The sequence below is a fragment of the Microbacterium longlingense genome (genome assembly GCF_058349825.2).
Genome location: NZ_JBYRJA020000001.1, coordinates 441948 through 461480, shown reverse-complemented (window position 1 = coordinate 461480; position 19533 = coordinate 441948). Strand labels below are relative to the sequence as shown.

18 protein-coding genes are annotated in these 19533 nt (G+C 71.0%); 16 read left to right on the top strand and 2 right to left on the bottom strand.

All coding sequences use genetic code 11. The annotated features are described in order from the left end of the window. Window positions 1-13 precede the first annotated feature (13 nt). The 3 genes from AC3RXY_RS02145 to AC3RXY_RS02135 all read left to right on the top strand — a co-directional run bounded on the left by AC3RXY_RS02145 (window position 14) and on the right by AC3RXY_RS02135 (window position 4477). Window positions 14-1474, top strand: a complete 1461-nt coding sequence (locus tag AC3RXY_RS02145) for an aminotransferase-like domain-containing protein (RefSeq protein WP_491509228.1) — start codon at window positions 14-16, stop codon at window positions 1472-1474. A gap of 288 nt (window positions 1475-1762) precedes the next feature. Next, a complete protein-coding gene (locus tag AC3RXY_RS02140; RefSeq protein WP_491509402.1) occupies window positions 1763-2707 on the top strand; it encodes an RNA polymerase sigma factor in 945 nt (314 codons plus the stop codon). A 201-nt stretch (window positions 2708-2908) separates the two neighbouring features. After that, complete coding sequence (locus AC3RXY_RS02135; protein ID WP_491509227.1) at window positions 2909-4477, top strand: DUF4407 domain-containing protein; 1569 nt, start codon at window positions 2909-2911, stop codon at window positions 4475-4477. 24 nt (window positions 4478-4501) lie between these two features. Here the strand turns inward: AC3RXY_RS02135 and AC3RXY_RS02130 are convergent, their stop codons facing one another. Then, a complete protein-coding gene (locus AC3RXY_RS02130) occupies window positions 4502-5587 on the bottom strand; it encodes a PLP-dependent cysteine synthase family protein (protein WP_491509226.1) in 1086 nt (361 codons plus the stop codon). Between the two features lie 106 nt (window positions 5588-5693). Between AC3RXY_RS02130 and AC3RXY_RS02125 the strand changes: the two genes are divergently transcribed. The 4 genes from AC3RXY_RS02125 to AC3RXY_RS02110 all read left to right on the top strand — a co-directional run bounded on the left by AC3RXY_RS02125 (window position 5694) and on the right by AC3RXY_RS02110 (window position 9809). Next, the gene (locus AC3RXY_RS02125; protein WP_491509225.1) at window positions 5694-6143 is read left to right on the top strand and encodes a putative immunity protein; all 450 of its coding nucleotides are present in this window, start codon (window positions 5694-5696) and stop codon (window positions 6141-6143) included. Window positions 6144-6434: 291 nt separating this feature from the next. Continuing rightward, entirely contained in the window at window positions 6435-7211 is a 777-nt protein-coding gene (locus AC3RXY_RS02120) for an electron transfer flavoprotein subunit beta/FixA family protein (protein WP_491509224.1), read from the top strand. Between the two features lie 7 nt (window positions 7212-7218). Continuing rightward, the gene (locus AC3RXY_RS02115) at window positions 7219-8199 is read left to right on the top strand and encodes an electron transfer flavoprotein subunit alpha/FixB family protein (RefSeq protein WP_491509223.1); all 981 of its coding nucleotides are present in this window, start codon (window positions 7219-7221) and stop codon (window positions 8197-8199) included. A 2-nt stretch (window positions 8200-8201) separates the two neighbouring features. Beyond that, on the top strand, window positions 8202-9809 hold the full coding sequence (locus AC3RXY_RS02110; protein WP_491509222.1) for a cytochrome b/b6 domain-containing protein: 1608 nt from the start codon (window positions 8202-8204) through the stop codon (window positions 9807-9809). A 70-nt stretch (window positions 9810-9879) separates the two neighbouring features. Here AC3RXY_RS02110 and AC3RXY_RS02105 read toward each other — a convergent pair whose 3' ends face one another. Then, a complete protein-coding gene (locus tag AC3RXY_RS02105) occupies window positions 9880-11103 on the bottom strand; it encodes an MFS transporter (RefSeq protein ID WP_491509221.1) in 1224 nt (407 codons plus the stop codon). Between the two features lie 216 nt (window positions 11104-11319). Here AC3RXY_RS02105 and AC3RXY_RS02100 point away from each other — a divergent pair, with 216 nt between their 5' ends. Genes AC3RXY_RS02100 through AC3RXY_RS02060 form a run of 9 tightly spaced genes read left to right on the top strand, consistent with a single transcriptional unit; the run spans window position 11320 to window position 19495 of the window. Next, complete coding sequence (locus AC3RXY_RS02100; RefSeq protein ID WP_491509220.1) at window positions 11320-12342, top strand: catechol 2,3-dioxygenase; 1023 nt, start codon at window positions 11320-11322, stop codon at window positions 12340-12342. A gap of 15 nt (window positions 12343-12357) precedes the next feature. Further along, window positions 12358-13140 (top strand): 2-keto-4-pentenoate hydratase, encoded by a 783-nt coding sequence (locus tag AC3RXY_RS02095; protein WP_491509219.1) that lies wholly within the window; start codon window positions 12358-12360, stop codon window positions 13138-13140. Window positions 13141-13200: 60 nt separating this feature from the next. After that, window positions 13201-14142, top strand: coding sequence for an acetaldehyde dehydrogenase (acetylating) (locus tag AC3RXY_RS02090; RefSeq protein WP_491509218.1), 942 nt, complete (start codon window positions 13201-13203; stop codon window positions 14140-14142). Then, window positions 14139-15227: a 4-hydroxy-2-oxovalerate aldolase gene (dmpG, locus tag AC3RXY_RS02085; RefSeq protein WP_491509217.1), complete on the top strand. Its 1089-nt coding sequence runs from the start codon at window positions 14139-14141 to the stop codon at window positions 15225-15227. Before AC3RXY_RS02090 ends, dmpG begins: the two co-directional genes overlap by 4 nt. Beyond that, window positions 15224-16063 carry a 2-keto-4-pentenoate hydratase gene (locus tag AC3RXY_RS02080; RefSeq protein ID WP_491509216.1) on the top strand — a complete coding sequence of 280 codons (840 nt, stop codon included), beginning with the start codon at window positions 15224-15226 and terminating at the stop codon, window positions 16061-16063. Before dmpG ends, AC3RXY_RS02080 begins: the two co-directional genes overlap by 4 nt. Next, the gene (locus AC3RXY_RS02075; protein ID WP_491509215.1) at window positions 16063-16266 is read left to right on the top strand and encodes a tautomerase family protein; all 204 of its coding nucleotides are present in this window, start codon (window positions 16063-16065) and stop codon (window positions 16264-16266) included. Before AC3RXY_RS02080 ends, AC3RXY_RS02075 begins: the two co-directional genes overlap by 1 nt. Continuing rightward, entirely contained in the window at window positions 16263-17699 is a 1437-nt protein-coding gene (locus AC3RXY_RS02070; protein WP_491509214.1) for an aldehyde dehydrogenase, read from the top strand. Before AC3RXY_RS02075 ends, AC3RXY_RS02070 begins: the two co-directional genes overlap by 4 nt. Window positions 17700-17733: 34 nt before the next feature. Continuing rightward, window positions 17734-18603 (top strand): IclR family transcriptional regulator, encoded by an 870-nt coding sequence (locus AC3RXY_RS02065; protein ID WP_491509213.1) that lies wholly within the window; start codon window positions 17734-17736, stop codon window positions 18601-18603. After that, window positions 18590-19495, top strand: coding sequence for an AraC family transcriptional regulator (locus AC3RXY_RS02060; RefSeq protein WP_491509212.1), 906 nt, complete (start codon window positions 18590-18592; stop codon window positions 19493-19495). Before AC3RXY_RS02065 ends, AC3RXY_RS02060 begins: the two co-directional genes overlap by 14 nt. Window positions 19496-19533 lie beyond the last annotated feature (38 nt).

The window sequence follows — 19533 nt, the reverse complement described above, 5'->3', positions numbered from 1 at the left end:
AGAATGCGGAGATATGAGCGGCGATGACAGGGCCAATGTTCGGCTGATGGACCACGGATCGGCGGTGGTTCTGAGCGATCGTCTGGCCACCCGCCTGGGCCGCTGGGCCCACGGTGACGGAACCCTCTCGGCGCGGCTGGCTCGGGCGATCTCCGGCCTGGTGACCACCGGTGAACTGCGCCCAGGGGATCGCCTTCCGGCGGAGCGCGCCCTCGCCGCGGCGACCGCGGTCTCCCGCGGCACCGTGGTCGCCGCATACGGTGCCCTCGCCGAGGCCGGCGTGGTCGAGCGCCGGCAGGGGAGCGGCACAACGGTCGCCGGAGCGTCGAGCTCCGGGGGCGGTGCCGTGCCGGTGACGCGGCGCAAGGGCGAGGCGCTGTTCTCTCCCGCTCCCACGGCGATCGACCTGATGCTCGGCGTGCCGCAGATTCCGGATGCCGCGGTCGAGATCGTGCGCGCGCACTCGCCCGGGGTCGACGCGCTCCTGCTCACCGAGACAGACCCGGCGGGCCTGCCGGCGTTGCGCGAACGGATCGCACTCCTGTTCTGCGACGAGGGCACTCCGACAACACCAGAGCAGATCCTCGTGACCCACGGCGCCCAGCAGGCCATCAGCCTGGTGACGGGCGCCCTGGTCGCGCCGGGAGACGTCGTGCTGACCGAGGAGATCGCGTGGCCGGGGCTGACGGATCCGGTGCGCGAGCGGGGCGGCATCGTGCACGGCGTTCCGATGGGACCGGACGGTCTCGACGTCGACGCTCTGGAGGCCGCGATCGCGCGGCTGCGTCCGGTGCTGGTGGCGATCAACCCGCATCACCAGAACCCCACGGGCACCCGGATGTCGTCCGAGGCGCGGCTGCGTGTCGCTGCGCTCGCCGCGCACTATGGCGTTCCGGTGCTGGAGGACCGCGTGCCCGCCCAGGTCTCCTTCGACGGGATCGTGCCGCCCACCCTCGCCGCGCTCCGACCCGACGCTCCGATCATCGTGGTGGAGTCGCTGTCGAAGTGGGCGTGGTCCGGCCTGCGCATCGGCTGGCTGCGCGCCGACCCCGTGCTCGTGCGCCGGATGCGCGGGCTCCGGCAGATCACCGACCGCTCGTCGAGCATTCCCGCGCAGCTGCTCGCGCTGGGCCTCATCGAGCATGCCCCGCGGCTGCGCCGCGAGGTGAGCGCCAGCCACGCCGCCGCGCTCCGGGTGCTCGCCGAGCTGATCGCCGAGCACCTCCCCGGCTGGACGTTCACGCCGCCGCGTGGCGGCCTGAGCGCCTGGGTGCGGATGCCGGCGGGCTCCGCCGCCGAGATGGCGCGGCGTGCTGCTGCGCACGGAGTCGCCGTCGCGGGGAGCGACGAGTTCGCTGCGGGGCATTCCGATGACGACCACCTGCGCATCCCGTTCACCGCGGACGAGCAGATGCTGCGGGAGGGGCTGCGGCGGCTGGGCGAGGCGTGGCGGGAGTACCGCAGCGTGCTCTGAGCGCGGGGCGCAGACATCCGCCGGAGCAGGGCTTCCTCCGGCGCCGCGGTAGTGTGGGGGAACGGCCGGGCGGTGAGGCGATGTCGCCCCGCGTGTGCAACGGCGCCCGATCTGGCGCCGGCTCCGGTCGTTCTCGAACATGCGGGCGGGGGCGTGTCCGAGCACATTTCTGGGAGTTTGCCGATTATTCGATTCGGTCACGTCACTGCCGGGTTCCCCTGATCTCCCATCAGCGATGCGATGGTTCGCTCGTGCGTTCCATCGCATCGCCGAGAGGGGGGATCCTTGGTGGGTATCGATGGTCCGATCGACGCGCACGACGAGGGGCAGCTGTCCGACGCTGCCCTCATCGCGCAGCTACGACAGGGCGACCGGAGTGCATATGAACAGCTCTGGTCACGACACATCAGCGCAGCGCTGAGCCTGGCGAGGCGGGTGGCGCCGAACGATGCGGAGGATGTCGTCTCCGAGGCGTTCCTGGCCCTGTTCGACCAGATCTGCATCCGCGGCAAGGGGCCGGACACCCACTTCCGGGCCTATCTGTTCACCAGCATCCGCAACCTCGCCATCCGTACGCGCGCCGCACGTGGTCGGGTCGTGCTCGACCCCGATGCCGGCGCGTCGAGCGAGGTCGACGGGCTTTCGGTCGTGGAGGGCGACGATGAGGCGGTCATTCTGCTGCGGTCATTCCACGCGTTGCCGGAGCGCTGGCAGCGCGTGCTCTGGCTCGCCGAGGTCGAGCGGGTGGGGCGGCCGGACATCGCGGCGCGGTTCGGGATCACCCCCAACGCGGTCTCCGCGCTCTACCTGCGGGCGAAGGACGGGCTGCGGGGACGGTGGCTGCTCGAACATGTTCCGGTGGATCTGCGCGAGGACGCCCGTCATCCGGGTGCGCAGCTGCCCGCGGTCCTGCTCGGCGGGGTCGCCGCAGCGGATCAGCCCGCCGTGCTGGCGCATCTGGGCATGTGCCGGCGATGTGCGCGGGTGCTCGAGGATCTCCACGTCGCCTATCGTTCGTCGCGAGCGCACTCGCTGTCGACCGCCGGCTTCGCCGCGCTCGCGGTGACGCTGCCGACCGCCCAGGGGCCGAATCCGGCCCAGCCCGACGCGGGGACCGCGCAGGCGGAGGCGGCACGACCGGCCGCGCAGGCGGAGGCCTTCGTCCTCGCAGGGTCCACGCGGCCGAGTCCGGGGGAGGACGCGGTCAGGGGTGATGCGACGCGTCTCCCCTGACGGGGGAGGCGGGGCGCCTCCCCCGGAGATGTGCGCCCCGCTCAGGGGAACTTCTGAGATCTCTGCGCGTGAAGAGCACTCCTCCGAGCGGGGCGCACAGGCGGCCCGCGTGCTCGCGCGGGCGCAGGAGGGGCGACACCCTATGTGCGCTTTCAGCGATCGTCCAACGGTTTGCCAGCATTGACTTCCTATCGTTGTCAGATGTCCTATTCCGCGCACCGCCCCGGGCAGCTCGATTCCCAGGGCCGCATCACCTTCGAGATCGACAGCGAGGGAGAGCCGTCCGCCGACGAGGCCGACGCGTTCTTCGTCCGCGATTTCGAGCCAACCGGTGCGCCGGAGGAGCAGGGGGACGCCGAGGCGACGACCGAGCGGATCGACGAACCGGAGGCCCTCTTCGAGCCGCTGCGCGAGTTCGAGCAGGACGGCGAGCCGGAGCAGACGAGCGAACCGGCCCCGGCTGGCGCGCAGGAGGCGTCCGGCGTCGCGCCGACGGTCGCTGAGGCGGCTCCGCGCGCCGCCCGGGCTCCGCGCGCCCGCCGCGTCCCGGCTCCGCGCGGGTCGCGACTGCGTGCGCTGGCGATCCTCGGCGGTGCCGACGGCCCGATCCTCGACCGAGTGCCGCTGGAGACCACGCGGTTCGTGCAGATGTTCTTCGTGCTGCTCGGCACGGCCCTCGTCTCGGCGCTGTCGATGACGTTCGCCCTGACGACGGGTGTGCAGGTCGCGGTGTGGCTCGCGATCCCGCTGGCGATCGTGTGGGGCCTGCTGATCTTCAACCTCGACCGCTTCCTGACCTCGACCATGACCTCGACGCGCAACATCCTCAAGCTCCTCGGCCTGGCGATCCCCCGTGTGCTCATGGCGGCGGTGATCGGTTTCGTGGTCGCCGAGCCGATCGTGCTCCAGGCGTTCCACAACGACATCGCCCGCGAGGTGACCACGACCAACATCACCCAGTCGCTGGGCGACCAGGAGGCGCTGGAGCAGGGGCCGGAGAAGAAGGCGATGGACGCGGCGTTCGCGCGCGTCCAGGAGCTCGAGAACCAGGCGGCGACGGGGATCGTCGCCGGAGCGGACGGACCCTCCGCCACCCTCTCCGCCGCACAGAGCGCGGTGGGCCAGCTGAACGATCAGCTCGCCGCGCAGCAGGGCGTGATCGACCAGGCCAGGGCGCTGTACCAGTGTGAGCTCACCGGCGAGGGCGCCGGGACGGTGCCGGGCTGCACGGGCATGCTGGGCGAGGGATCGAGCTCGGAGGCGGCGCAGTCGCAGCTCGCGCAGGCCCAGCAGACCTACGACGACCTCGCCGCCCAGCTGCGCGCAGCCAACGAGGATCTCGCCGCTGCGGACGCCGGCGCGAAGGAGGCGACTTCGGCATCGGAGGCGACCAACCGTGAGCAGGCCGAGGCCCAGCTGCCCGCCGCTCGCGCCACCTATGAGGCGGCGCTCGCCGCGTACAACGACCGGGCATCGGTCATCGCCGGAACCAACGCGGACGCCATCGGCCTGCTCAGCCAGATCAGCGGTCTCAAGCGTCTGGGCGAACGCGAGCCGGCGATCCTGTGGGCGCACTGGCTGATCGCCGCGCTGTTCTTCATGATCGAGCTGCTGCCGGTGATCGTGAAGATGCTCACGAGCTTCGGTCCGCCTTCGCTCTACGAGCGCGCCGCGGCCGTGGCGAAACAGGTCGAGCTGGATCGTCTGAGTGCCCGCGGTTACCGCGAGCGCGCCGACATCGTCGCGGAGGACGTCGCCGCGCGCACGTGAGTCGATCCGCCTCAGTCCGAGGCGTCAGGCGGACGGCTCGTGCCACGGGCCTCCGGCGAGGAAGCGTTCCAGGCGCGTCCGGTGCGGAGCCAGATCCCAGCCCTGGGCTGCGACCCAGGCGTCGTCGTAGTAGGTGGCGGCGTAGCGCACACCGCCATCGCAGATCAGGGTCACCACGCTGCCCTGCTCGCCCGCGTCGCGCATGCGGGCGATGAGCGCCAGCGCACCGTACAGGTTCGTGCCGGTCGATCCGCCGGCCCAGTGCGGGGTGCGCTCGCGCAGCAGCCGGATGGCGGCGACCGATGCGGCGTCCGGAACCCGGATCATCTCGTCGATCACGGTCGGCACGAACGACGCCTCGACGCGCGGTCGTCCGATGCCCTCGATCATGCTGGGCGCCGTGCACGCCACCACGTCAGCGTCGCTGCAGCGGCCGGTGGCCGCCCGCCAGCCGTCGTAGAACGCGGAGTTCTCCGGGTCGACAACGGCGACGCGCGTGGGGTGACGACGGTAGCGGGCGTAGCGGCCGAACGTCGCGCTCGTGCCGCCGGTGCCGGCGCCGACCACGATCCAGCTCGGCACGGGGAAGCGCTCGTGGCTCAGCTGTGAGAACACGCTCTCCGCGATGTTGTTGTTGCCGCGCCAGTCGGTGGCGCGCTCTGCGTAGGTGAACTGGTCGAGGAAGTGGCCGTGACACTCCTCCGCGAGTCGCTCGGCGGTGGGATGCATCTCCTCTGCGCGGTCGACGAAATGGCAGCGCCCGCCATAGAACTCGATGAGGTCGACCTTCTCCTGGCTCGTCGAGCGCGGCACCACGGTGATGAACGGCAGGCCGAGCATGCGGGCGAAGTAGGCCTCCGAGACCGCCGTCGAGCCAGACGACGCCTCGACCAGCGTCGTCGCGGCGTCGATGCGTCCGTTGACCAGGCCGTACAGGATGAGCGAGCGCGCCAGGCGGTGCTTGAGCGATCCGGTCGGATGCACAGACTCGTCCTTCAGATAGAGGTCGACGCCCCACTCGGCCGGCAGCGGGAACAGATGCAGGTGCGTGTCGGCACTGCGGTTGGCATCGGCCTCGAGGAGGCGGATCGCGTCGTTGACCCAGGGCATGGCTCCGACCCTATCCGCTGGGCGTCGGCGGTTACGCTGGTGATGCGGCGCCGGAGCCGCACGCTCCGGTCGAGATCGGACGACAGTCAGACGGAAGGAGCGCGGCATGACCGCGTACGGCGATGAGCTGCCCGATGTCGATGATCTGACCCTCGCGGAACTCGATCGCCGGGAGCTCGTGTCGTGGACGGCCGCGTGTGCGGAGCGGCTGCTGCCGCTGTTCGTCGCCGAGCGCCCGCAGGATCTCCGCCCGCAGGAGGCCTTGGAGGCGGCGTGGGCTTTCCTGCGCGGAGAGCGCACGATCGATGAGGTGCGCGAGCGCGCTTTCGCCTGCCACGCGGCGGCACGCGAGGCCGACACGGCCGCGGCCGCGGCGGCGGCACGGGTGTGCGGACAGGCCGTCGCCGTGGCGCATATGGCCGGGCATGCGCGTCAGGTGCCGCGGCACACGGCGAAAGCGTTTCCCGGCGACGCGGGCCGGCGCGATGCCGAGCTCGCGTGGCAGCGCGCTCATATCCCGTCCCGCTTCGTCACCTACGTCTACGACGGCGACTGACCCCCGTCGCCGGATCCCCTCTTTCCGCCCCGCAACCGCGCCCGCGGTGTTCGCACATCGGGCGGACGCGGTGCGCCGGGCGGATTCGGCGACGGGTGGGAAAGGGGGAAGGGGTGACGTGGGATGGAGTGTCGCGTAGTATGAGACGCGGTTTCAGCCCAGAAGGCGGGGCGGGGGCGCAAGGCTTGATATCGTATATTTGATTTTTTGATGACCGGACCGGCCCGCCGACGGCGGCGTTGGATGGGAGCAGCCCGAACGGGCGTGGCAGACTTGCCCTGGAGGTAGTCGATGAAGATCTTCGTCTTGGTCAAAGAGGTGCCGGACACCTACGGCGACCGCAAGCTCGACCTGGAGACCGGCCTCGCCGATCGGGGAGCGGGTGACGTCGTGCTCGACGAGATCACGGAGCGCGCACTCGAGGTCGCCCTGGTCTTCGCCGGGAACAACCCCGGCACCGAGATCGTCGCCCTGACGCTGGGCCCCGCCACCGCGACCGCGTCCATCCGCCGCGCGCTGGCCATCGGCGCGGACTCCGCCGTGCACATCGTCGACGACGCTCTCACGGGTGCCGATCTGGGCGTCACCGCCCGGGTGCTCGCCGCCGCGATCCGCCGGGGCGGTGCCGATCTGGTGATCACCGGCAACCTCTCCACCGATGGCTCCGGCGGCGTCATGGGCGCCATGCTCGCCGAACTGCTCGGCTTCGCCCAGCTGACATCGCTCAGCGCGGTCGAGATCTCCGCCGACGCGGTCTCCGGCACGCGCGCGACCGACTTCGGGCCGCAGCAGGTGTCTGCGCCCCTCCCCGCGGTCGTGTCCGTCACCGAGGCGCTGCCGGAGGCGCGCTTCGCCAACTTCAAGGGCATCATGGCGGCCAAGAAGAAGCCGATCGATGTCATCTCCCTCGCCGACCTCGATGTGAGCGTCGACCCCGGCGTCGCGCCGCAGGCCATCCTGACCGCTGTCTCGGAGAAGCCTCCGCGGGCCGCGGGCGTGAAGATCGAAGACGACGGCACCGCCGCTGAGAAGCTGGTCGAGTTCCTCGTGCAGAACCGACTGGTGTGAGGCAATCATGAGCTACCCCGACAACGCGATCCTCGTCCTCGTCGACGTCACCCCCGACGGCGAAGCAGCCAGCAGCACGGCCGGGCTGATCGGCGCGGCCGCCGCCATCGGCGTGCCGGTGGCGCTCGTCGCCGCCCCGGCGGGCTCGGCGCAGGCCGCTGTCGACGCCGCCACGGCCGCGGGCGCCGCTGTCGTGCTCACGGCGGACGCCGACGCCGCATCGCTCACCGTGCCCGTCGTCGATGCCGCCCAGGCGGCGGTCGAGGCGGTCCGGCCAGACGCGGTCCTGATCTCCAACTCGATCGCCGGGCGCGATGTCGCTGCCCGGCTGGCGGTGCGCCTGTCTTCCGCGCTGAACGTCGACGCGGTGGGCGTGAGCCGTGACGGCGAGGGGATCGTCTCGCAGCACTCCGTCTACGGTGGTGCCTTCCTCGTCGACGCCGCGGCGACCTTCGGCGTGCCGATCATCACGATCCGCCAGGGTGCGATCGAAGCCCGCGCCGAGGCGCAGGGCGATGCCAGGGTGGAGGAGCTCGCGGTCACGGCGTCCGACGCCGTGGCGACGACGGCCGGCGAGATCGAGGTCGTCCAGGTCGCCTCCAACCGGCCGGAGCTGCGCGGGGCGAAGAAGGTCGTCTCCGGCGGACGCGGCGTCGGATCGCAGGAGAAGTTCGCGATCGTCGAGGAGCTGGCCGACGCCCTGGGCGCCGCGGTCGGCGCCTCGCGCGCGGCGGTCGATGCCGGGTACATCCCGCAGACGCACCAGGTCGGTCAGACCGGTGTCTCTGTCTCGCCCCAGCTGTATGTGGCGCTGGGCATCTCCGGGGCGATCCAGCACCGTGCGGGCATGCAGACGTCGAAGGCGATCGTCGCGATCAACAAGGACCCGGAGGCGCCGATCTTCGAGATCGCCGACTTCGGTGTCGTGGGCGATCTGTTCTCCGTCGTGCCGCAGGTGATCAAGGCACTCGAAGCGCGGAAGAACTGAGCATGGCGACACTGCGTCGTGGGCTCCCCCGGGTGCCGGGCGGTGAGCCCTGGCCTCCCGCGGACGCCGTCGCCCCGGATGCTGCGCCCCCGGTGGTCGAGGAGGTCGTCGCAGAGGTGACGGCCGCGGTCCCCGTGCGCGCGGATGCGGGCGCCCCGACGGCGCCCGTCGTCGCCACGACGACCCCGGAGACCGCTCCTGCTCCCGCAACCGCTGCTCCGGTCGCCGCCGCTGCGCTGCGCCGGGGTCTGCCGCGCGCGGCCGGGGGACAACCCTGGCCGCCGGCCGGTTCGGCTGCCCCTGCTGCTGCTGCCGTGACGTCGGCTGCCGCTGCCTCGGCTCCCGCGGCCTCCGCTCCGGCGGCTCCCGCTGCCGTGCCAGCGCCGAGTGCGGCGCCGGCTTCCCCCGCCGCTCCGGTCACGCTCGCGCCCGCCGCGGACGCGGCACCCCTGCGCCGGGGTCTGCCTCGGGTGGCCGGGGGAGAACCCTGGCCGCCCGCCGGAACGCTCCCGCTGACAGCGGCGGTCGTCGAACAGGGCGCCGCGGATGCTGTGCCCCCCGCTGCTGCGGCGATTCCCGCGGCGGATCCGGCTGCTGCTGTCGCGGTCGCTGCCGAGCCCGTGAAGCCGTCCGGACCGCTGCGCCTTCCGCAGACGGTGTGGGCTGGCGCTGCGCCCCGTCATGCGACCGGCCCCGCGCAGGCGGAGTCGACGCAGCGGCCCGGCTGGCCGATGGTCATCACCGGTCTGCTCGGCGCGCTCGCGCTGGCGTTCCTCGCCGGAGCTGCCATCGCGTTCGTCCGGGCATTGCTGAGCACCGAGCCGTTGCAGGAGTTCCTGGCGGCGTATCCGGGTGAGTACGATCTCCCGGCGGGCGCGGAGGAGGGCTTCCCGTCGTGGGTCGGCTGGCAGCACTTCTTCAACATGTTCCTGATGATCCTGATCATCCGATCCGGCATCACGATCCGCCGCGAGAAGCGCCCCACGGTGTTCTGGACCTCCAAACGTAACGAGAAGCACCGCGTCAGCCTGACGATCTGGTTCCATCAGGCGCTCGACGCGCTGTGGATGCTCAACGGGATCATCTTCGTTGTGCTGCTTTTCGCCACGAACCACTGGATGCGCATCGTGCCCACCAGCTGGGAGGTCTTCCCCAACGCGCTCTCGGCGATGCTGCAGTACATCTCGCTGGACTGGCCGACCGAGCACAGCTGGGCCAACTACAACAGCCTCCAGCAGCTGGCGTATTTCACGACCATCTTCATCGCTGCTCCGCTCGCCGCGGCGACCGGGTTCCGGATGTCCGGTTTCTGGCCGAAGAAGGCGGAGCGCCTCAGCAAGATGTATCCGATGGAGCTCGCGCGTGCCGTCCACTTCCCGGTCATGATCTACTTCGTGGCGTTCATCGTGGTGCACGTCACCCTGGTGTTCACCACGGGCATGCGCCGCAACCTCAACCACATCTACGTGGGCACGGACGAGGTGGCCTCGTGGGCCGGTTTCTGGGTGTTCCTGGTGTCGGTCGCGGTGATCCTCGGCGCCAACGCCGCGGTGCGTCCGCTGGTGATCGCACCGGTGGCAAAGGTGTTCGGGCGGGTCAGCGGCCGCTGACCACGCCCCGCATAGGAGTGCGGCCCGGCCGGGTGCGGCCGGGCCGCACCCGTATGCGGGGCCCCGGCGACTACCGCGTGGCGCGTTCGCGCCGCTCCGCCAGGAGACCGACGGCCGCCAGTGCCGCCCCAGCGCACGCGAGACCGATCCCCACACCGGCGGGAGCCAGCAGGCCGAGGCCGGCGGCGATGACCGCACCCCCGCCCCAGGCCCCGATGCTGTTGGCCACGTTGAAGGCCGCATGGTTCATCGCCGCTCCGAGCAGCCGCTGTTCGCCGGCGGTGTCGATCAGCCAGGACTGCACGGCCGGGGTGAAGGTCCAGGCCGAGAGGCTCACCAGGAACACGGTCACGAACAGTCCGGCCGGATGCTCGGCCAGCAGCAGATACGCGCCCAGCGCGACGGCGAGGCCGGCCAAGCCGGCGAAGATCGTGCGCGGGCGGTTGCGGTCTGCGGCCCAGCCGCCGATGAGGTTGCCGATGACCATGCCGGCCCCCATCGTGAAGAGCACGAGCGGCACCGTGGGTGCCGCGAGCCCGGTGACCGACACCGCGACCTCGCCGATGTAGGTGTAGATCGCGAAGAACCCGCCGAAGCCGATCGCGCCGACGCCCACCACCACCCAGAACCGGGGACGGGCGAAGGCGGTCAGCTCCGAGGCCGGGCTCGCGTGCGGGTCGCCCGGCACGCGGGGGAGGAGCACCCGCAGCGCCGCCACGGTCAGCACGAGGATCACGGCGACGGCGCAGAAGATCCACCGCCACCCCACGCCCTGCCCCACCCAGGTGGCGATCGGCACGCCGACGAGGTTGGCGACGGTGAGCCCGCTCAGCGCGAGCGCGACGCCCTGCGCCTGCCGGCCGGGTCCGAGCAGGGTTCCCGCCAGCAGCGACGCCACCCCCAGGTAGACCCCGTGCGGCAGTCCGGCCGCGAAGCGGGCGATCACGGCGATCTCGAAGGACGGGGCCAGCGCGGTCGCCGCGTTGGCCACCACGGCCGCCAGCAGCATCCACAGCGCGAGGGAGCTCTGGGCGCGCCGGGCGGCGAGCACCCCGATCGTCGGCGCCCCGATGAACACGCCGGCGGCGTATGCGCTGATCAGGGTGCCGGCACGGGCGATGCCCTGTTCCGGCGCTGCGGCGAAGTCGGGGACGATGCTGCGCGCGATGTCGCCGAGCAGACCCATCGTGGCGAACTCCGAGATGCCGAACGCGAAACCGCCGACGGTCAGGACGCCGATGGCCAGCGCAGACCGCGCGCGCGTGATCGCGAGGCGCTCGTTCGTGGTGCTCATGACAGGATGCTAGGGGCGCGCCCTCAGCCGTCGAACTACGTGTCTCAGTGGTCGAGACCCGGCATTGGAAGTCCCCGGCGGCGGGTCTAGCTTTCTGGCCAAGGGCACGCCGACACCTGCCGTGGGGCAGATGAACCGGTCGGGGACGAACAGCAGAGATCCTCCCCGGTCGGGTCGGGAACCGCCGAACAACGACGTTTGAGAAAGGTCGCGCACATGAGCAACAACGTCGACAGCTCCACCCCGGAGCCGATCTTCGACATCGCACAGCTGGCCAGCGTGGAGATGTTCTCCCCGAAGACCGATGAGAGCCTGTGGTTCTTCACCGAGCTGTGCGGAATGACCGAGGTCGGTCGCGAGGGCGACTCCGTCTACCTGCGGGCGTACGAGGACTGGTACGAGTACTCCCTCAAGCTCACCTACCGGGAGACCCCCGGCACCGGCGGCAACGTCTGGCGCACCACGTCGCCGCAGGCGCTGAACCGGCGCGTCGCGGCCCTCGAGGCCGCCGGCGTCGCGGGACGCTGGAGCGACGGGGACCGCAGCCAGGGCCCGAGCTACCACTTCACCACCCCGAACGGCCACAACCACGCGCTGCTGTGGGACGTGGACTACTACGAGGCGCCGGCCGACCAGCAGAGCGATCTGCTCAGCCGCCCGCAGAAGCGGCCCACGCGCGGTGTTCCCGTGCGTCGCCTCGACCACGTCAACCTCATGGTCGATGACGTCGCGAAGGACCGCCAGTTCCTTCAGGACAACCTCGGGTTCAAGCTCCGTGAGCGCATCCTGCTCGAGAACGGCACGAAGGAGGCGGCGGCCTGGATGAGCGTGAGCCCGCTCGTCCACGAGATCGCGACGATGGGCGACCAGTCCGGGCAGTCCGCCGGCGGCAACGGTCGTCTGCACCACGTCGCGTTCTGGTACGGCTACCCCCAGCACCTCGACGACATCTCCGACGTCTTCACCGAGAACGGCATCGAGATCGAGGCCGGTCCCGGCAAGCACGGCATCAGCCAGGCGAAGTTCCTCTACGCGTTCGAGCCCGGCGGCAACCGGATCGAGTTCTTCGGCGACGCCGGATACCTGATCTTCGACCCGGACTGGAAGCCGCTGACCTGGACCGAGGAGAACATCGACCAGTCGATCATCTGGTACGGCGCTCCGCTGCCCACCGAGTACTTCCTGTACGGCACGCCCAACAACATGCCGTCGGAGTACAAGACGCCCAACCGCGCCTGAGAGGCGATACCGAGAATGCGCGACGACCTCCGCACGGAGCTCGCCTACGGGCTGGCCGCTGCCTACCGCAGCGGCCGGCCCGTGGAGCCGCTCGTGGCCAGACACCCCGAGATCGACCTCGACGACGCCTACGTGATCCAGCGCATCCAGGTCGAGCAGTGGCAGGCGCAGGGACGCGTCATCCGCGGCCGCAAGGTCGGGCTGACGTCCCTCGCGATGCAGCGTCAGCTGGGGGTGGACCAGCCGGACTACGGCGTCCTGCTCGATGACTTCTTCGAGCAGGAGCACGTGCCCATTCCGGCGAACCGCTACCTGCAGCCGAAGGTCGAGCCGGAGGTCGCCTTCCTGCTGGGCAAGGACCTCGTCGGGCCGGGAGTGAACACCGCGCAGGCCCTCGACGCCATCGACTGGGTGCTGCCGTCGCTGGAGATCATCGACAGCCGCATCGCCGACTGGCGCATCACGTTCTTCGACACCATCGCGGACAACGCTTCCAGCGGGGGCGTCGTGCTGGGGTCGACGGCCAGGCGGGTCGACGAGGTCGATCTGCGGATGCTCGGTGTGAACGTGCGGGTCAACGGCGTGATCACCGAGACCGGCGCAGGCGCCGCCGTGCTCGGTTCGCCGATCAACGCCCTCGTCTGGCTGGCGAACACGCTGGGCAGGAGAGGCGAGGCCCTCCGCGCCGGACAGGTGATCCTGCCCGGTTCCGTCACGCGCGCCATCCCGGTGCGCAGCGGAGACGTGGTCTCCGCCCGGTTCGCCGGCCTCGGCACCGTCACCGCGCGCTTCGCGTGAAGCACAGCCTGCCGCACCCGCTGCGGCTCTCATCCGTTCGACAGAAGAGGAAGTGACCCCATGTCGAGAACTCTGACCGCCGGGATCGTCGGTTCCGGCAACATCGGCACCGACCTGATGTTCAAGCTGCTGCGTCACGGCGACCGCGTTCGCGTGACGCACATGATCGGGATCGACCCCGATTCCGACGGCCTGCGCCGGGCCCGCGGGCTCGGGCTGACCACCAGTGCAGACGGCGTGGACTGGCTGCTCGCGCAGGACGACGTCCCCGACATCGTGTTCGAGGCCACCAGCGCCAAGGCGCACCAGGCCAATGCCCCCAAGTATCGCGACGCCGGCGTCTTCGCCGTCGACCTGACCCCCGCTGCGGTGGGTCCCTACGTGTGCCCGGTGGTCAACCTCGACGTCAACCTCGACGCGGACAACGTCAACCTCATCACGTGCGGCGGGCAGGCGACCACGCCGATCGTGTCCGCCGTCAGCAGTGTCGTCGACGTGCCGTACGCCGAGATCGTCGCCTCGATCTCCTCCCGCTCCGCGGGTCCGGGAACCCGCGCCAACCTGGACGAGTTCACCCAGACCACCTCCCGCGCCCTCGAGGCCGTCGGCGGGGCTGAGCGCGGCAAGGCCATCATCATCCTCAACCCGGTCGAGCCGCCGATGATCATGCGCAACACCGTGTTCGCCGCGATCCCCGACGACGCGGCAGAACCGGGCGCGGTGCAGGACGCCGTGACCGAGTCGATCCACCGCATGGTCGCGAAGGTCCAGGAGTACGTGCCGGGATACCGCCTGCGCGCCGACCCGCAGTACGACACCGCCATCGACACCTGGCAGGGCATGAACCGCGTCGCGGTTCTCCTGGAGGTGCGCGGGCGCGGTGACTACCTGCCTGACTACGCCGGCAACCTCGACATCATCACGGCTGCGGCGGCGCGCATCGGCGAGGTCGTCGCCGAGCACCGCGGCGCCGGCGTTCGCGAGCTGGAGGGACAGCAATGAGCACCGAAACCACGACGCAGGTCTACCACGACGCCGCCGCAGACATCGCGCTCCCCGAGGGCGTCGAGGTGCGCATCGTCGACACCACGCTCCGCGACGGCTCCCATGCCGTTCGCCACCGGTTCACGGAGGAGCAGGTGCGAGAGACCGTCCGTGCTCTCGACGCCGCAGGCGTCGGCGTGATCGAGGTCACGCACGGCGATGGGCTGGCGGGGTCGAGCTTCAACTACGGCTTCTCCGCGGTGCCGGACATCCAGCTCATCCAGGCCGCGGCAGAGGAGGCGCGCAGCGCGCGCATCGCCGCGCTCATGCTCCCGGGGGTCGCGACGAGCGACGACATGCGCGCTGCGCGTGACGCGGGCGCCGAGGTGGTGCGCATCGCGACGCACTGCAGCGAGGCGGACACCTCCATCCAGCACTTCGGCGTGGCCCGTTCGCTGGGGTTCGAGACGATGGGCTTCCTGATGCTCAGCCATCGGCTCACCCCGGAGGAGCTCGCCAAGCAGGCCAGGATCCAGGCGGATGCCGGATGCCAGACGGTCTACGTGGTCGACTCGGCCGGTGCGCTCGTGCTCGAAGAGGCCTCCGACCGTGTCGCCGCGCTGGTCGCGGAGCTCGGCGACGACGCGCGGGTCGGCTACCACGGTCACCAGAACATCGCGCTCGGCGTGGCCAACTCCGTCCTCGCGCACCGTGCGGGTGCGCTGAACATCGACGGCTCACTGATCGCGCTCGGCGCCGGGGCAGGCAACTCCCCGACCGAGGTGCTCGTGGCGGTCTTCGAGCGCATCGGCGTGCCGACCGGGATCGACCTGGACCGCATCCTCGCCGCGGCCAACGACGTCGTCGACGCCTACGTGCCGGAGCGTCCGTGGATGGATCGCTCCTCGATCATGCAGGGCTACGCCGGGGTCTATTCGAGCTTCCTCCACCACGCCAACGCGGCGGGCGCCCGCTACGGCGTCCCGGCCCACGAGCTGCTCCGGATCGCCGGGGAGTCCGGCCTCGTGGGCGGCCAGGAGGATCTCCTCATCGACATCGCCGTCACCCTCGCGGCCGAGCAGAACGGGCAGGGAGCGGCATGAGCGCGCAGAGCAGCACGGCGGAGCAGAGCGGTGTGGCCGGTACAGCGATCGATGAGATCGCCGAAACGCTGCTCGCGGCGGAGCGCGACCGCACCGCGATCGCGGCGCTCACCGCCACCACGCACCCGCAGCTCGACGAGCGCTCCGGATACGCCGTGCAGGATCGCACCCTGCGTGCGCGCGAGGAGCGCGGCGAGCGTCTCATCGGGGTCAAGCTCGGGCTGACCAGCAAGGCCAAGCAGCGCCGGATGAACGTCGACGTGCCGCTGGTGGGCTGGATCACCGATGCGCACCGGCTGGAGAGCGACGTTCCGCTGCCAGACGGCCGGTTCATCCACCCGCGGGTCGAGCCGGAGATCTTCTTCACGATCGCGCACGACATCGCCGGTCCCGGTGTCACTCCGGAGCAGGCGGCCGGCGCGGTGGGCGCGGTGTTCGCCGGACTCGACGTCATCGACTCCCGTTTCGCGGACTACCGTTTCGCCCTCGGAGACGTCGTGGCGGACAACTGCTCCTCGGGCGGATTCGTCGTCGGGCCCGTGGCCCGTGCGGTCGACGAGGTCGATCTGGAGCTCGAGGCCGTCGTGGTGGAGGTCGACGGCGAGGTCGTCGACACGGCCACCGGCGCAGCGATCCTCGGCCACCCTCTCAGGGCGCTCGCAGCGGGCATCAACATCCTCGCCGAACGCGGCCTCGGTCTGCGGGCCGGCCAGCTCGTGCTCGCGGGGGCGCTCACCGACGCCATCGCCTACGACCCGCGACGCACGGTCGCGTTCCATTTCACGACCCTCGGGTCGATCTACCTGCCCGCCACCCCGTCCCCCGAGGAGGACTGATGCCCCTGATCGAAGTGTCGCTCGTGGAGGGCAGGACCGAGACAGAGCTGCGCGCGCTGATCTCCGCGCTCACGCGCGCGACGGTCGAGACCCTCGACCAGCCGTTGCAGAACGTGCGCGTCGTCATCCGGCAGGTCCCGGCCCGGCACTGGGCCGCGGGCGATGTCACCATCGAGGAGCGTCTCGCGAGAGGAGAATCATGACCGACGAGTTCTTCGGCCACATCATCGGCGGTGCCGAGACGCCGTCCGTCGACGGCGGCACCTTCCCGGTGATCGACCCCTACACGCAGGAGCAGTACGCCACGGTCGCGCTGGGCGCCGAGCCCGACGTCGACCGCGCGATCGCGGCGGCGCGCGCCGCGTTCGACGACGGACCGTGGCCGCGGATGGGCTACGCCAGACGCGGTGCGCTCATCCACGCGCTCGCCGACCTCATCGAGCGCGACGCCGAGCTGATCGCCAGAGCGGAGACGCGCGACATCGGCAAGCCGATCGCCCAGGCCCGCCATGACGTGAACCGCACGGTGCAGAACTTCCGCTTCTTCGCCGACCACGCCCGGCTCTCGGACTCCCACGCCTATCCGTCGGACACCGGACACCATGCCTATACCCGCTTCGAGGCGGCGGGGGTCGTGGTGGCCATCGCGCCGTGGAACTTCCCGCTGATGCTTGAATCGTGGAAGGTCGCGCCCGCGCTCGCGTGGGGCAACACCGTCGTTCTCAAGCCCTCCGAGGACAGCGTGGCGACCGCGACGTTGCTCGGGCGTCTCGCGATCGAGGCGGGCTTCCCCGATGGCGTGCTGAACGTCGTGCACGGCGCCGGCGCCACCGGCGCCCTGCTGACAGGCGACCCCCGGGTCGACCGGATCACCTTCACGGGATCCTCCGCCACCGGGCGGGCGATCGGCAGCATCGCCGGCGGCAACCTGGTGCCGGTGAGCCTCGAGCTCGGCGGCAAGGGCGCGAACGTGGTGTTCGACGACGCCGATCTCGACAACGCGGTGTACTGGAGCGCGCAGGCGATCTTCCGCAACGCCGGGCAGGTCTGCCTGGCGGGCTCGCGGCTGTTCGTGCAGCGCGGCATCTACGACGCGTTCATGGAGCGCTTCGTGGCCGCCGCCGATGCGCTGCGCAAGGGCGACCCGAACGAGGAGTCCACCGAGCTCGGCCCGCTCGCCTCCGCGAAGCACTTCGAGAAGGTCAGCGGCTACATCGCCACCGTCGAGGACAACGGCGGGACGATCGTCACGGGTGGTGTGCCCGGCGATGGGCTGTTCGTCGATCCCACCATCGTCACCGGTCTCGGGACCGATGCGCCGCAGTACCGCGAGGAGATCTTCGGGCCGGTGGTGGTCGTGGTGCCCTTCGACACCGAGGAGGAAGCCGCCGAGCTCGCCAACGGCACGCCCTACGGGCTCAACGCGATCGTGTTCACCGAGAACCTGTCGCGTGCGCACCGCTTCTCCGCGCGCCTGAAGGCGGGTACGGTGTGGGTCAACACCTTCTTCATCCGTGATTTGCGTGCACCCTTCGGCGGGGTGGGCGACTCCGGGATGGGCCGCGAGGGCGGCTCGTTCAGCCGTGAGTTCTTCACCGAGCCGAAGGCCGTGGTGATGCAGATCGACGAGGCATAACCTCCGCGGGGAGTCCGAGCGCAAGGAAGCGATGATGGGCGATGAACGTCAGCCGGCGGCACGAGCCGGGATGCTGGAACGAGGCACGCAGATCCTCAAGGCGTTCCGTCCCAATGACGTGGCCGTCTCGCCCACCACCCTCGCCCGGCGCGCCGGGCTCCCCAAGGCCACCGGGCACCGGATCATCGGCGAGCTGATCGAGCTCGGCGTGCTCGAGCGCACCGCCGGCGGCGTGCGGCTGGGCATGATGATGTTCGAGATCGGGCAGCTCGTGCCGCGGCAGCGCGTGATGCGCCGCATCGCGTTGCCGATCATGGCGAATCTGCGCGAGTCGACCAAGCTCACCGTGCACCTGGCCGTGCTCGACCAGGGCGATGTGCTCTACATCGAGATCCTCTCCTACCGTCAGGATCTCCCCTCGCGCGTGGGCGGGCGGATGCCGGCGTACGCCACCGCGGTCGGCAAGGCGATGCTCGCCTACGCCACGGACGACGAGGTCGAGGCCGTCCGTGCGCACCGGATGCGCCGGTTCGGACCGAACACCATCACCAGCCACGCCGCGCTGGACGCCGAGCTCGCCGCGGTCCGCGCGGAGGGCGTCGCCTACGAGCGCGAGGAGAGCGGGCCGGGTGTGGCCTGCGCCGGTGCGCCGATTCGCGGATCCCGCGGCGAGCTGCGCGGGGGGCTGTCACTGACCGGGCGCGCCGCGGACTTCGATCCGCGCCGCGTCGGGGCCGCGGTGCGCATGGCATCGCTCACCCTCGGCCAGCTCATCGACCGGGGGATGGATGCGCAGGAGGCCTCCTTCGCGACCCTCATGCAGCCGGCGCCGCTGCGCTCGGATCTGGTCGCCTCCGGCCCAGGGCCCCACGAAGACGTGGACGGCGACGGTGCGGACCGCTGACTGGAGCGAAGCCTCCCACACGGTCTCCGAGGCGTACTTCCCCCACCGGCTCACCCCGGTGGAGAAGGACTCCACCGCGCTCGGGCTCACCATCGACGGCCGTCAGGTCGGTCCCGCCCGGATCGCCCTGATTGGGTGGGGGGCGTCTGTCGTCGTCGATACGGCGCATGCGGGCGGCTACGCCGTCAACCTGCCCCTGGCCGGGAGCATGACGTCCCGTGTGCGGGGAACCGACCTGGTCGCGACGACCCGGCGGGCGACGCTGTACCCGAGCGACACCCCGGTCACGATCACGCGATGGCCGGCGGAGTGCCGCATCGTCGGTGTGCGCTTCGAGAGAGACCATCTGGCGCGCGAGGCGCAGCGGCTGTTCGCGCATCCGCTCAGCCTGCCACCGGAGCTCTCCCTCGACGACGACCTGCATCGCCGCTGGGTGGGGTTGGTGAAGTCCGTGCTGGACAACCCCTTCGACCACCCGCTCGTGGAGGAGCAGCTCGCCGGAGCGCTGACCACCGCCCTCCTGCTCGCCGCGATGCCGGAGGACGAGGAGCTGGCCGCGTGCCCGCGCAACCTCCGCCGCGTCGTGGAGCGCCTGCACGACGAACCGGATCGCGCCTGGACGGCCGCCGACATGGCGGAGACGGCGGGAATCAGCATCCGGCAGCTGCAGGAGGCCTTCCGCACGCACCTCGGCGAGAGCCCGCACGGCTACCTGACGACCCTGCGCCTGCAGCGGACGCGGTCAGAGCTCGAGCGACCCTGCGAGGGCGACACCGTCACCGACGTCGCCCTGCGCAACGGCCTCGTGCACATGGGGCGGTTCGCGGCCGCCTACCGCCGCGCCTACGGCGAGTCTCCCTCCGAGACCCTGCGTCGCGCGCGGCACCGGTGAAAACCCCGGGGGTCCCACTGGGCGGGACGCGGGACGCA